At 72.8% G+C, this 12796-nt stretch carries 12 protein-coding genes; 6 read left to right on the top strand and 6 right to left on the bottom strand.

What is annotated here, in order from left to right; translation table 11 throughout:
* Positions 1-8: 8 nt before the first annotated feature.
* Positions 9-848, bottom strand: coding sequence for a polysaccharide deacetylase family protein (locus tag ACFC09_RS13010; protein WP_376526652.1), 840 nt, complete (start codon positions 846-848; stop codon positions 9-11).
* Between the two features lie 303 nt (positions 849-1151).
* On the opposite strand from ACFC09_RS13010, the gene ACFC09_RS13005 reads away from it, so the two are divergent.
* Together ACFC09_RS13005 and ACFC09_RS13000 are read left to right on the top strand one after the other, a co-directional pair.
* On the top strand, positions 1152-1622 hold the full coding sequence (locus ACFC09_RS13005; protein WP_376526649.1) for a universal stress protein: 471 nt from the start codon (positions 1152-1154) through the stop codon (positions 1620-1622).
* A 141-nt stretch (positions 1623-1763) separates the two neighbouring features.
* Positions 1764-3176, top strand: a complete 1413-nt coding sequence (locus ACFC09_RS13000; protein ID WP_376526646.1) for an amino acid permease — start codon at positions 1764-1766, stop codon at positions 3174-3176.
* 46 nt (positions 3177-3222) lie between these two features.
* Here ACFC09_RS13000 and ACFC09_RS12995 read toward each other — a convergent pair whose 3' ends face one another.
* Positions 3223-4380: a CapA family protein gene (locus ACFC09_RS12995; protein ID WP_376526644.1), complete on the bottom strand. Its 1158-nt coding sequence runs from the start codon at positions 4378-4380 to the stop codon at positions 3223-3225.
* Positions 4381-4611: 231 nt separating this feature from the next.
* Here ACFC09_RS12995 and ACFC09_RS12990 point away from each other — a divergent pair, with 231 nt between their 5' ends.
* From ACFC09_RS12990 to ACFC09_RS12980, 3 genes are all read left to right on the top strand, one after another.
* Positions 4612-5160 (top strand): sigma-70 family RNA polymerase sigma factor, encoded by a 549-nt coding sequence (locus tag ACFC09_RS12990; protein WP_376526641.1) that lies wholly within the window; start codon positions 4612-4614, stop codon positions 5158-5160.
* Between the two features lie 134 nt (positions 5161-5294).
* Positions 5295-5807 (top strand): hypothetical protein, encoded by a 513-nt coding sequence (locus ACFC09_RS12985; protein ID WP_376526638.1) that lies wholly within the window; start codon positions 5295-5297, stop codon positions 5805-5807.
* Positions 5808-6045: 238 nt separating this feature from the next.
* Positions 6046-6699 (top strand): zf-HC2 domain-containing protein, encoded by a 654-nt coding sequence (locus tag ACFC09_RS12980; RefSeq protein WP_376526636.1) that lies wholly within the window; start codon positions 6046-6048, stop codon positions 6697-6699.
* Positions 6700-6808: 109 nt separating this feature from the next.
* Here ACFC09_RS12980 and ACFC09_RS12975 read toward each other — a convergent pair whose 3' ends face one another.
* The 3 genes from ACFC09_RS12975 to ACFC09_RS12965 all read right to left on the bottom strand — a co-directional run bounded on the left by ACFC09_RS12975 (position 6809) and on the right by ACFC09_RS12965 (position 10336).
* Positions 6809-7672, bottom strand: a complete 864-nt coding sequence (locus tag ACFC09_RS12975; RefSeq protein ID WP_376526633.1) for an Fpg/Nei family DNA glycosylase — start codon at positions 7670-7672, stop codon at positions 6809-6811.
* 31 nt (positions 7673-7703) lie between these two features.
* On the bottom strand, positions 7704-9791 hold the full coding sequence (locus ACFC09_RS12970) for a SpoIIE family protein phosphatase (protein WP_376526630.1): 2088 nt from the start codon (positions 9789-9791) through the stop codon (positions 7704-7706).
* Between the two features lie 62 nt (positions 9792-9853).
* Complete coding sequence (locus tag ACFC09_RS12965; protein ID WP_376526628.1) at positions 9854-10336, bottom strand: hypothetical protein; 483 nt, start codon at positions 10334-10336, stop codon at positions 9854-9856.
* Positions 10337-10497: 161 nt separating this feature from the next.
* Between ACFC09_RS12965 and ACFC09_RS12960 the strand changes: the two genes are divergently transcribed.
* Positions 10498-11919, top strand: coding sequence for a lipase maturation factor family protein (locus tag ACFC09_RS12960; protein ID WP_376526625.1), 1422 nt, complete (start codon positions 10498-10500; stop codon positions 11917-11919).
* Here ACFC09_RS12960 and ACFC09_RS12955 read toward each other — a convergent pair.
* Positions 11907-12746 (bottom strand): amidohydrolase family protein, encoded by an 840-nt coding sequence (locus ACFC09_RS12955; protein ID WP_376526622.1) that lies wholly within the window; start codon positions 12744-12746, stop codon positions 11907-11909. The two genes, ACFC09_RS12960 and ACFC09_RS12955, sit on opposite strands and share 13 nt — an antisense overlap.
* Positions 12747-12796: the final 50 nt, after the last annotated feature.

Below are 12796 nucleotides of genomic sequence, written 5' to 3'. Positions count from 1 at the left end.
CACGGCGGTCAGGGGTACGGGCGTCTGGGGATGGTCAGGTGGTAGCCGGCGTCGAGCAGCCGCGGCAGATAGCGCCGCAGCGCGCTGACGCTCTGCGAGCGGTTTCCCCCGGCGTCGTGGGAGAGCACCACGACACCGGGGGCGGCGCCGGTCTCGATCCGGTCGATGATGGTGCCGGTGCCCGGTTCGGTCCAGTCGAGGCTGTCCACCGTCCAGGCCAGCGGCTCCATGCCCATTTCCGAGCCCAGTTGGAAGGCGGCCCGGTTCCAGGCGCCGTAGGGCGCGCGGAACCAGCGCGGGTGCTCGCCGTAGCCGCGCTCGATGGCCTCGGTGGTGCGTTCCATCTCGGAGCGGATCTGCGCCCGGCTCAGTTCGGTGAGCAGCGGATGGGACCAGGTGTGGTTGCCGACGACATGCCCCTCGCCGGCCATCCGGGCCAGCAGGTTCCCGTTCCAGTCGGCCATCTCGCCGCAGACGAAGAACGTGGCCCGGACGTTGTACTTCGCGAGGGTGTCCAGGATGTGCGGGGTGTACTGCGGGTCGGGACCGTCGTCGAACGTCAGCAGCATGCGGCGGCCGCTGCCTGGCATGCGCAGGATCGGCTCGTCCCGGACCGGTGTCCTGGCGGGTACGGAGCGCGGGGGTCCGTCACCGGTCAGCGGCTGGAGACGGAAGGCGGAGGACTTCATCGCCGGGTGCCCGCCGGGTCCGGCGAAGGGCGCGGCGGGCCGTGCGGGTGCCGGGTCCGTACCGCCGGAGAGGAGGAGGCCGGCGGCGCTCGCCGCCCCCGCGGCAGCGGCTGAGGCGAGCAGCATCCGGCGCCGCGTGAACGTCTGATCCTTCTTCATGACTCATCAGTCGCCCCACGAGGCACCGGGGCACCACTGGGACACCCGGTGCGGCGGTCGGAATCCACCCGCACGGCCCAGAAATCCCCACGATCGGCGTGACCGGCGCGGACCACCGGCGGACCGCGGCGGGCGACCGGGCGGAGTGGCGCGCCCGGCGGCGCGCCGGCCGCGAGAAGGACACAGAGCGGGCCGAAGGCGCCCAAGCAGGCGCTTGCGACCTTTGGGCACAGCGGGGGCGGATCGCCCGTCGAAGGCGCGCGCAAGGCGGCGGGACCTGCGGATTCCGATAGCCTCACGGCCGTGACGGAACAGCACGAACAGCACGGGCACACGTTCGAGCGGGGCACGGACGGGCCGAAGGTCATCGTGGTCGGGGTGGACGGCTCCGAGTCCTCGCTGCGGGCCGCGGCCTACGGCGCAGGTCTGGCCCGGCGCCAGCGCGCCCTGCTCGCCTTCGTCTATGTGCAGCCGGTGATGGCCGCGGGTGCCGCGCTGGGGGCTCCGGTGGCGGAGACGACGGACGAGATCGCCGAGGGCCTCGTCACCTACATCCGTGAGGCCGCCGAGCAGGTCAAGGGGATATTCGACCTGCGCTGGGAGTTCCACACGTTCCGTGGTGATCCCTACAACGGCCTGGTCAAGGCGGCCGACGAGCTGAAGGCGGACGCCGTCGTGGTGGGCGCGTCCGAGCACGCCGGGCACCGGATCATCGGGTCGGTGGCGATCCGCCTGGTGAAGGCGGGTCGGTGGCCGGTGACGGTGGTGCCGTAGGTCGGCCGGGCCGGCCCGCGGTGCGGGCGCGGGCGCGTGCCGGGCCCGCCCGGGGCCATGCGTGGTGTCTTCCGCCCCACGGCCCCCTGGGCCATCATGAACCGCCGTCAGCCGATTGCCGCAGGCTAAGAGGTGAGGCTCATGGCAAGGTTCCGCGCGGGTGAGGGAGTCCTCCGCCGCAAACCCATCGAGCGCATCGAGGACACCGAGGCCGGGGAGGGCCCCAGGCTGGCGAGAACGCTCGGCCTGTGGCAGCTCACCGCGATCGGGGTGGGCGGCATCATCGGTGCGGGGATCTTCACCCTGGCCGGCACGGTGGCGGGCGGAGTGGCCGGTCCGGCGGTGGTCGTCTCCTTCCTCGTCGCCGGTCTGGCCAGCGCCGCGGCGGCCCTGTCGTACGCCGAGTTCGCGGGTCTGATCCCGAAGGCGGGCTCCGCCTACACCTACGGCTACGCGGTGCTCGGCGAGTTCGCCGGCTGGTTCATCGGCTGGGACCTGCTGCTGGAGTACACGGCGATCGTGGCGGTGGTCGCCATCGGCATCTCCGGCTACTTCAGCTTCCTGGTCGAGGAGATGGGCGCGAACCTGCCGGCGTGGATGCTGGGGGCGCCCGGCACCGGGGCCGGCCACCGGGTGGACCTGTTCGCCGCGCTGCTGTGCCTGCTCATCGCCTGGCTGCTGACCCTCGGCATCCGCAACGCCGCCCGCTTCGAGACGATCGTGGTGGTGCTGAAGGTGCTGGTGGTGCTCCTGGTCATCGGGGTGGGCGTACTGCACATCACCTCCGCCAACTACCACCCGTTCTTCCCGTACGGGGTCGGCGGGGCCTTCACCGGTGCGGCGACCGTGTTCTTCGCCGTCTTCGGCTACGACGCCATGTCCACCGCCGCCGAGGAGTCCAAGGACGCCCAGCGGCACATGCCGAAGGCGATCATCCTCTCGCTCGCGATCTCGATGGTGCTGTACGTGGCGGCCTGCCTGGTGCTGACCGGGATGCAGAACTACCGGGACATCGACAAGGAGAGCGGGTTCTCCACCGCGTTCAAGTCGGTGGGCCTGAGCGGACTGGCCGATGTGATCGCGGTGGGCGCGATCATCGGCATCCTCACGGTGATGTTCACGTTCATGCTGGGCGTGACCCGGGTGTGGTTCTCGATGTCGCGGGACGGGCTGCTGCCGAGGTGGTTCGCGAAGACGCATCCGACGCGGCACGTGCCGACGCGGGTGACCTGGATCGTCGGGGCGGCCTCGGCCGCCATCGCCGGGTTCCTGCCGATCGGCGAGGCGGCCGAGCTGACCAACATCGGCATCCTGCTGGCGTTCGTGGTGGTGTGCACGGCGGTGATCGTGCTGCGCTACCGGCAGCCGGATCTGCCGCGCACCTTCCGCACGCCGTGGATGCCCGTCGTGCCGGCGCTGGGGGTCGTCTTCTCCATCTGGCTGATCACGTTCCTCCAGTGGCAGACATGGGTGCGGTTCGCGGTGTGGTTCCTGATCGGGGTGGCCGTGTACTTCGGCTACTCCTACCGGCGGTCCGCGCTGGCCGGTCGCTAGTGCCCCGGCACCGGGTACGCCGATCGCCTGCCGGCGGCGTCTCCGGTCACTGCCCCGTGGCCAGACCGTCCTTGGCGGCGCCGCGGGCGAGCACCACGTCCCGGATCCGGTCGCGCACGGCGGTCAGTTCGGCGCCGCCGGCGATGGCCGCGTTGACATCGACGACGCGGCCCGCGTCGAGGTCGTACACCTGCGGGATGAACTCGGCCCGGCTCACCTCCCAGCGGGCGCCGGGCCGGGCGGGCGGCGCGAAGGTGAAGCGGGCGAGGGTGGACTCGTTGCCGCGCGGGTCCTGGAGGCCCTGCCGGTTGTACATCTCGCCGGCGATCTGGTCGCCCATGCCGTACACCACCCAGGTACCGTTGATCTTCTGGTATGCCTGCGGGACATGGGCGTGGGTGCCGATGATCAGGTCGAGGTCGGGGCGCCCGCCGGTCCGCGAGGCGGTGAGGCGCTCGGCCAGCGCGAGTTGCCGCTCGTCGGGTTCGTCCTGCCATTCGGTGCCCCAGTGCAGCGACACGACGACCACGTCGGCGCCCAGCCGCCGGGCCGTGCGGGCATCGGCGACGATGCGCTTCTCGTCGATCAGGTTGACCGCCCAGGGCTGCCCGGCCGGCGGGGCGAAGCCGTTGGTGTCGTAGGTGTACGACAGGTGCGCGACCCGTGCCGGGCCCGCCCGGAGCATGGTGATGGTCCGTGCCTCCGCCTCGGTGCGGGCCGTTCCGGCGTGCCGCAGACCCGACCGGTCCATGGCGTCCAGGGTGCGGGCGACACCGTCCGCGCCGTCGTCCAGCGCGTGGTTGGAGGCGGTGGAGCAGCCGTCGTAGCCGACGGCGACGAGGCTGGGGGCGATCTCCGGCGGGGACTTGAAGGCGGGGTAGCCGGAGTAGTCGCCGTTCGAGCCGTACACCGTCTCCATGTGACACAGCGCCAGATCGGCCCGCGCCACCACGGGCTGCACACCGGCCAGCATGGGACGGAAGTCGTAGCCGACGCCGCCCGCGTCGAAGTTGGCCCGCTCGATGACCGAGGTGTGCGGCAGCACGTCGCCGGAGGCGACCAGGGTGAAACCACGGGCCACGGCGGGTGCCGGGTGCGCGGGGGCGGCCGCCTGGGAGTCCTTGCGGGCCTCGGCCTGACAGGCGGCGGCCGCCGCGAGAAGGGCGGTCAGGGCCAGGGCCACCTGTCGTCTGCGTGCGATCATCAGCTCACCCCAATTGTTTTTGACTCACCGTCACATTTAATATTTACCGACAAAAGGGTACGAATCCAACAGGCGCCCCAAACGACTCAGCAGCTCTCTTTAGCCCGTCCGGTGTCCACGGCGGGAACTGACGGACCGTTCGTCGTACCGTTCGCCGACGCGATCGACCGTCCGTCGCAGAGCCCTGTGCGCCCTCTGTCCCGGCGGCGGACCCTGCGGTGCGATACGCCCATGACGGCCGGAACCACCCTTGACCACGGGACGACGACCGCCGAGCACGAGCTGGCCACGCTGCAACGCGAGCACGGCCGACCGCTTTTCGCCCTGTTGCTGCGGCTGTGCGACGGAGACCGGCAACGCGCCGAAGATCTCGTGCAGGAGACCTACGTACGCGCCTGGCAGCACCCCGAGGCACTGCGCGCCGACGCCTTCGACTCGGTGCGGCCGTGGCTGCTGACCGTGGGCCGGCGACTGGCGATCGACGCCCGGCGGGCCCGGCAGGCGCGGCCGCCGGAGGTCGGCGACGCCGTCCTGGAGAGCGCCCGGATCTGCGCCGACCACGCCGAGCGCTCGGCCGCGACGCTCGATGTCCGCGAGGCTGTGAAGACTCTCACTCCGGAACACCGTGAAGTCCTGGTGCTCGTGTACTTCCAGGGGGCGAGTGTTGCGGAAGCCGCCGAAACGCTCGGAATCCCACCCGGTACGGTGAAGTCCCGCGCGTACTACGCGCTGCGCGCCCTGCGCCGGGTCCTGCCGGGATACGCGCCCGAACTGCGGTGAAACCGAAGCCTCGGTCAAACCTCGGCAAAGCGCCTTGCCGAGGACCCCGCCCGAGCCATCAGCTGTCCTCATCCGTGTTCCGGACCGGGGCGGGGTCCGGGCGACGCGCACGTGACGGAGGAAGGCAGGACGGGATGCTGGACAGAGGTCGACAGAGCACGGACGGCACCGGCGGCGCGCCGGCCGTCCCCATGGCTTGGTTCTACGCCGAGTACATCGCCGACGAACTGCTGCGCACCGGCGATCTGATGCCACCCACGTCCTTCGAGTTCCGAGCCGGCCGGGACGCGCTGGCACTCACCGTGTTCCTCTCCGACACCGACGGCGAACTCTCCGGCATCCGGGTCGTCTCCCAGCTGGAGACCTGGCTCTCGCTGACGGCGTACGACCAGCCGTGGCAGGACTGGGTGCGCGAGCGCCTGGCCCAGCTCGCGGCCGCGTCGATCGCCTCGGGCGCTTCCTCACCGGACCTGGACCTCGCCGCGGAGGCATGGCGCTGGCTCCAGGAGACGGAGTTGCTCGCCCCGGACCTGGACGCGGTGCCGGGCGGCGGGCCGGTGGTCGGCGAGGAGGACGGCCCTAAGGTGTGGACCCCCGCCTGGCGGCTCGGGCTGCCCCTGGGACATCTCGCCATCCATCTCTTCTGAGACTCCCTCCGGCAACTCCGGCCCCTGTGGCCCTGTGGCCCTGTGGCCCCTGCTGAGGCTGGCTCCGGCTTCTGCTGCCGAGGCTTCCCCCGCCGACGCGTCCGCGTCCTTCCGTCCTGCTCCGGACTGCTTCGGGGGCTGCTTCGAGACCTTTTGGCTTGAGTGATTCGGCTGCCCGGTGCGTACCGGTGGGTGCACCACGTGGTCCCACCCGCACCCGACGGCACGAGGATTCGGCATGAGGTCCCTGGAAAGGCATCGCGACGTCGGCGCTTACGCGCTCGGCGTGCTGGACGAGGCGGAAGCCTTCCGCTTCGAGGACCACCTCATGGAGTGCCCCCGCTGCGCGGCGCACATGACCGGATTCGGCCCCACCACACGGCAGTTGATGCTCTACCGTCGGGCCACGCCGCACCGGGTGCACGCACTCGCCCAGCCGGGACCCCGGCTGCTGGACCGGCTGCTTCGCGAGGTGGCGGCACGGCACCGGGCGCGGCGCCGGCGCTTCCTGTACGGCCTGGCCGCCGCGGTGGTGTTCGCCGGCGCCGGTCCCGGGATCGCCGTCCACGCGGCGCACGGCGGCCCGTCCGTACGGGTCACGGCGACGACCGACCCGGAGTCGGGCGTGTGGGCGCAGGTGACCAGCGAGGACGAGGGCTACGGCAGCGGGGTCGAACTGAAGGTGCGGGACGGGTCCGGTCCGCGTTCCTGCCGGCTGGTCGCCGTCGGCCAGGACGGCACCGAGCAGATCCTGACCAGCTGGACCGTGCCGGGCCACGACGCCCGGACGAACACCCTGCGCGGCGCCTCCGCGCTGCACCCCGAGGAGATCGACCACTACGAGGTACGGACGGCGGGCGGCGCACGGCTGGCCACGCTGCCGGGCCGCTGAGCGCCCGGCCGGCCGGACCGCGGACGTCGTGGTCCCCACGCGGCTCCGTGGCGGCCGGACACACGGCTCCCAGCACCCCTCCGCAGGCGCTGCCCCGCCCGTGCGGGGGCTATTTCAGCAGCCGGGACATCCGGCGGTCCGCCAGCGGCTTGCCGCCCGTCTGGCAGGTGGCGCAGTACTGGAGGGACGAGTCGCTGAAGGACACCTCGCGGATGGTGTCGCCGCAGACCGGGCAGGGCTCGCCGGTGCGGCCGTGCACCCGCAGCCCGCTCCTCTTCTCCGCCTTGAGCCGCCCGGCGGCCAGGCCCCGGGAGCGGGCGACCGCCTCCGTCAGGGTGGTGCGCAGCGCCTCGTACAGCCGCCGGTTCTCCTCGGGCGTCAGGGACGCGGCGAGCTTGAACGGGGACATCTTCGCGGCGTGCAGGATCTCGTCGCTGTAGGCGTTGCCCACGCCGGCGATCAGGCTCTGGTCCCGCAGCGCGCCCTTGAGCTGCCGCCGCTCCGCGGCCAGCAGGGCCGCGAGGCGGGCCTCGTCGAAGTCGTCGGCGAGCGGGTCGGGACCGAGCCGGGCCACACCGGGCACCTGCTGCGGATCCCGCACGACGTACACCGCGAGCCGTTTCTGGGTGCCCGCCTCGGTCAGGTCGAAGCCCGCGCCGTTCTCCAGGGCGACGCGCAGCGCGAGCGGGCCCTTGCCGGGGCGGGGCGGGCCGTCCGGCAGCCGGTCCTTCCAGTGCAGCCAGCCCGCGCGGGCCAGGTGCGTCACGAAGCGCAGGCCCGTGTCCCCCTCGATGTCGAGGAATTTGCCGTGCCGGTGCACGGCCGTGACCTTGCTGCCCTCGAAGGCGCCGACCGGCGGGTCGTAGGTCTTCAGGACGCTGATCGCGACCGGCAGCACCCGGACGACCTCGTGGCCGACCAGGTGCTCGGTCAGGAAATCCTTGAGCGCTTCCACCTCGGGGAGTTCCGGCATACGTCCAGAGTGCCACCCGGGGCCGGGACGGTCAGCCGCGCCGCCCCACCAGGAACTCGCACCACACGCACTTGCCGCTGCCCCGCGCCTCCACGCCCCAGACGTCGGCGAGCCGGTCCACCAGCAGCAGGCCGCGCCCGGAGACCTCGGACTCCCCCGCCTCCCGGCGCCGCGGCAGGGCGCTGGAGGAGTCCTCGACCTCGACGCGCACTCTGCGCTCACGGCCGACGAGCACCCTGAGGGTGACGGTCGCGGAGCCCTCGGTGTGCATGAGGGCGTTGGTCATCAGCTCGTCCGCGGCCAGTTCGATCTCGTCGGTGTGCTCGCGGGCGCCCCAGGCGCGGACCGCGGCCCGGATCATGTGCCGGGCCATCGCCAGGGCGTCCGGGTCACCGGGGGCCACGTGCTGCTGGAGCCGGCCGCCGCCCCGGGCGGCGTCCGGGCTCCGGCGGCGCAGCAGAAGCAGGGCCACGTCGTCGTCGCCGCCGCGCTCCTCGGCGACGTCGATGAGCCGGTCGGCCAGCGCACGCACATCATCCGGGCCGGTGGCGATGAGCGCGGTGAGGGCCCGCACGCCGTCGTCGAGGTCGGCGCCGGGCTGCTCCACCAGGCCGTCGGTGCACAGCAGGAGGGTCTGTCCGGGGTCCAGTTCGAGGGTGGCGACCGGGTATTCGAGCTGCCCGAACTCGGCGGACAGCCCGAGCGGCAGCCCGCCGTCGACCGGCACCCGGCGGCAGCTCCCGTCGGTGTGCCGGATCAGCGGGTCGATGTGCCCGGCCCGGACCACCTGGACCACCCCGGTGGCCAGGTCGGCCTCCGCGTACAGGCAGGTGGCGAACCGGTCGGTGTCCAGCTCGTGCAGGAAGACGGAGGCGCGGGCCATCACCGCCGCCGGGGTGTGTCCCTCGGCCGCGTAGGCGCGCAGCACGATGCGCAACTGGCCCATGACGGCCGCCGCGTGCGTGTCGTGCCCCTGGACGTCGCCGATGACCGCGCCGACCCGGCCGCCGGGCAGCGGGATCAGGTCGTACCAGTCACCGCCGATGTCCCGGCCGAGGGAGCCCGCGGCGGAGCCGGCGCGGTAGCGGACGGCGACGTCGGCGCCGCGCACGCTCGGGATGGTACGCGGCAGCATGGCCTGCTGGAGGCCCTGGGCGAGGTCCCGCTCCTGCTCGTAGAGCATGGCCCGTTGCAGGCTCTGCGCGATGCTGCTGCCGAGCGCGATCAGCACGGACCGCTCCTCGGTGGAGAAGCCGCGGCGGTCGCTGTAGAGGAGTCCCATGGCGCCGATCGGGCGGCCCTGGGCGATGAGCGGCAGATAGGCGGCGGAGGTGATGGAGAGGCCGATGATGTGCGGCCACAGGATCGGGTAGTTCGCGGCGAAGTCCTCCGGCGACTCGATGAAGCGCGGGCTGAGCATGCGCACCGCCTCGCTCATCGGGTACTGCTCGTCGATCCCGGTGAGCAGGGTGCCGGGCACGAAGCTGCCCTCGGGCCCCTCGGCGACCAGCCGGATGCGGCCCGCCTCCACCAGGCCCATCACCAGGCTGGCCGCGCCCAGGTGGCGTACGCCGTCGGAGTCCTTGAGGGCGTCGATGACGTCCTGGACGCTGTGGGCGTGCGAGAGGGCGGCGGTGATGACCTGCACGACGTTGCTCTGCCTGCGGAAGGCGGCCTCCTGGGCGACCCGCAGACGGCGTCCCTCGCTGTCCTCCAGCTCCTGGGTGGCGTCGCGGACGATGCCGATGACGCGGCGCGGCCTGCCGGTGTCGTCGCGCCGGATGTAGCCCTGAGTGTGCGTCCAGCGGTACCGGCCGTCCCGGCGGCGGATGCGGAAGTACGCTCCGTAGTTCTCGCTGCCGTCCTTGATGGCCCGGGAGATCACGGCGTCGATCCGGCTCGCCTCCGTCTGGGGGATCCGGAGGCCGAGCGACTCCAGGCGCCCGTCGAATTCCCCGGGGAGCAGGTCGAACACCTCGTATGCCTGGGCATCCATGTGGTACAGACCGGTGCCCAGGTCCCAGTCGAAGGTGCCCATGCGGTTGAGCGCCAGGAACGGATCCGGGTGGGCCGGCCAGTCGTCCGGGACTGACAGGGCGCTCGCTCCCCGATCAGCCATGGGGCCACCTTGCCAGGATTCGTCCGATTCTTCGAGTGGTGCCGGTGCGGCCACGGCGACGCTCAGCGGCCGAGGGCGCCGGCGGGGCCGTCGAGGATGCTGCCGACGACGGTGCCGGCGTCCGGCTCCGGGCCGGCGCCTGCGGGCCGGACGGGCGCGTCCGGGCCGCCGCGGCGGCCCGGGGCGGCTGCCTGCTCGGCCGCGGGGGCCGGGAGCGGACGGGGCGCGGACGGAACCGGACGGGCACCCGAAGTGGCCGGGCGGCCGGCCGGAGTCCCCCGGCGGGCCGCCGGGGGAATCGGGCGGGCGGCCGGAGCGCCGTCCGCGCGGCCCGGCTGGGCCGTCCGGGTGAGCGGGGGCGGCGGCGCGGTGGCCGTGGAGTCCGCGGACGGACCGGGTACCGGGGCGTCCGACGGCTCCGGGCGGGCCGGGCCGCCCGACCGGGTGACCCGGCCGGCACCGCCGCCGGGGCCGGCGAGGAGCGGCGCCGCCGGGCGCACCGCGAGCACACTGACCGTGACGATGGTTCCGGTGGGTATCCGCACCGCGTTCTCCGACCTCGTTCTGGCACTGTTCGGGGCATTTCGTGACCATTGTCTGCGTCACTCCGCCGGGTCACGCAAGCGGAGTGGTGCGGTACGGAGAGTGCGGTACGGCGAGTGGGGTAGTCGCCCGCGGGCGACACTGGAGGAAGGAGCGCACGGCCGTGGACTGGTTCACCGCACCCGAGTACTGGCTGAGCCGACTGGTGTTCCAGCGGGCTCTGGCCGCCGTGTACCTGGTCGCGTTCCTGACGGCCGTCCGCCAGTTCCGCGCCCTGATGGGCGAGCGCGGGATGCTGCCGGTCCCCCGGTTCGTGGCGCGGGTGCCGTTCCGGCGCGCGCCGAGCCTTTTCCACCTGCACTACTCGGACCGTTTCTTCGCCGCCTGCTGCTGGACGGGCTGCGCCGTGTCGGCGGCGCTGCTCGCGGGCCTGGACTCCCGGCTCCCGCTGGTTGGCGCGATGCTGTTGTGGCTGGTCCCCTGGGCGCTGTACCTGTCGATCGTGAACGTCGGCCAGACCTGGTACGCGTTCGGCTGGGAGTCGCTGCTGCTGGAGGTCGGTTTCCTCGCCGTGTTCCTCGGCAACGACGAGGTCGCGCCGCCGGTGGTGGTGCTGTTCCTGCTGCGCTGGATCCTGTTCCGGCTGGAGTTCGGCGCGGGTCTGATCAAGATGCGCGGCGATCCGTGCTGGCGGAAGCTGACCTGCCTCTACTACCACCACGAGACCCAGCCGATGCCGGGCCCGCTGAGCTGGTTCTTCCACCGGCTGCCGAGGCCGCTGCACCGGGTGGAGGCGGCGGCGAACCACGTCACCCAACTCGTGCTGCCCGTCCTGCTGTTCACCCCGCAGCCGGTGGCGACGGCCGCGGCGGCGCTGATGATCGTCACGCAGCTGTGGCTGGTGCTGTCCGGCAACTTCTCCTGGCTGAACTGGATCACCATCGTGCTGGCGCTCTCCGCGATCCGGTACCCGGGCACACCCCCGCGGGTGCCCGCGGCCCCGCTCTGGTACGTGGGCGTGGTGCTCGCCGCCGCCGCGCTCGTCGTGTTCCTCAGCCACCGCCCGGTGGTCAACATGGTCTCCCGGCGCCAGGTGATGAACCGCTCCTTCGACCCGCTGCACCTGGTCAACACCTACGGCGCCTTCGGCAGCGTGAGCCGGATCCGCTACGAGGTGGTGGTCGAGGGCACGCTGGACGCCGTACCGCGCGCGGACGAGGGGTGGCGGGAGTACGAGTTCAAGGGCAAACCGAGTGATCCACGGCGCTGGCCGCGCCAGTTCGCCCCCTACCATCTGCGGCTGGACTGGCTGATGTGGTTCGCCGCGCTGTCGCCCGCCTACGCCGGGGAGTGGTTCGGCGGCCTGGTGGAGCGGCTGCTGGAGAACGACCGCGACACGCTGCGGCTGCTGCGCCGCTCCCCGTTCCCGGCGGACCGGCCGCCGCGCTACGTCCGCGCCCGCCTCTTCCGCTACCGCTACACGACCTGGCAGGAACTGCGGGCGACGGGCGCCTGCTGGGAGCGCACGTACGTCCGCGAGTTCCTGCCGCCGACCCGGCTGGCGGCGACCGCTCAGATGCCGTAGACCCGGGCGGCGGTGCCCTCGAAGACCGCGGCGCGCTCGGCCGGCGCGAGCTGTGCGGTCAGGTCCCGGGCCGTGGCGAGCACCCTTCCGTACGACGCCGCCAGGGTGCACACCGGCCAGTCGGAGCCGAACATCAGCCGGTCGGGACCGAAGGCGGCCAGCGCCGTGTCGGTGTACGGGCGCAGGTCATCGGTCGTCCAGGACGCCGGGTCGGCCTCGGTGACCAGTCCGGAGAGCTTGGCGACCGTGTTGGGGAGCGCGGCGAGCGCCCGGAGGTCCGCCGTCCAGGACCCGGCCCCGCCCGAGGCGACGGGCGGCTTGCCCAGGTGGTCGAGGACGAAGGTCAGCCGGGGCAGCGCCGCCGCGGCCCGGACCGCGGCCGGCAGCTGGTGGGGCAGGACGACGAGGTCGTAGACCAGGCCCGTGTCGGCCACCGCCGCGAGGCCCCGCTGGACGTCCGGGCGCAGCAGCCACTCGGGGTCGGGTTCGCCCTGGACCTGGTGGCGGATGCCCTTCAGGTACCGGCCGCCGGGGAGTGCGCGCAGCCGGGCGAGTTCGTCGGCGGCGTCGGGTCGGGTGAGGTCGGTCCAGCCGACGACCGCAGCGATCAGCTCGTGCCGGTCGGCGAGGGCCAGGAACTCCGGTGTCTCCTCGGCCGCGGTGACGGTCTGGACCAGGACGGTGCGGTCCACCTCGGCCGCGTGTGCCTCCGGTTCCAGGTCCTGGACCGTGAAGGTGCGCCGGATCGGCTGGAGTTCCGGCCCGGTGATCCATTCCTGGTCGCGCACAGCGAGGTCCCACACGTGATGGTGGGCGTCCACCGTCACGGCAGCTCCCCGACGTGCGCGGCCTCGGGCGCGGCGGCGGTCCGGTCCGG

Origin of the sequence: Streptomyces sp. NPDC056161 (genome assembly GCF_042268025.1) — a bacterium.
GTDB lineage: Bacteria > Actinomycetota > Actinomycetes > Streptomycetales > Streptomycetaceae > Streptomyces.
The sequence above is the reverse complement of the archived record's forward strand: the minus strand, read 5'-3'. Positions and strand labels throughout refer to the sequence as shown.

Coding starts and splice junctions, on each gene's coding strand:
- ACFC09_RS12985 (WP_376526638.1), top strand. CDS start 5,295: ATGCTGGACAGAGGTCGACAGAGCACGGACGGCACCGGCGGCGCGCCG.
- ACFC09_RS13010 (WP_376526652.1), bottom strand. CDS start 848: ATGAAGAAGGATCAGACGTTCACGCGGCGCCGGATGCTGCTCGCCTCA.
- ACFC09_RS12990 (WP_376526641.1), top strand. CDS start 4,612: ATGACGGCCGGAACCACCCTTGACCACGGGACGACGACCGCCGAGCAC.
- ACFC09_RS12975 (WP_376526633.1), bottom strand. CDS start 7,672: ATGCCGGAACTCCCCGAGGTGGAAGCGCTCAAGGATTTCCTGACCGAG.
- ACFC09_RS12980 (WP_376526636.1), top strand. CDS start 6,046: ATGAGGTCCCTGGAAAGGCATCGCGACGTCGGCGCTTACGCGCTCGGC.
- ACFC09_RS12995 (WP_376526644.1), bottom strand. CDS start 4,380: ATGATCGCACGCAGACGACAGGTGGCCCTGGCCCTGACCGCCCTTCTC.
- ACFC09_RS13000 (WP_376526646.1), top strand. CDS start 1,764: ATGGCAAGGTTCCGCGCGGGTGAGGGAGTCCTCCGCCGCAAACCCATC.
- ACFC09_RS12970 (WP_376526630.1), bottom strand. CDS start 9,791: ATGGCTGATCGGGGAGCGAGCGCCCTGTCAGTCCCGGACGACTGGCCG.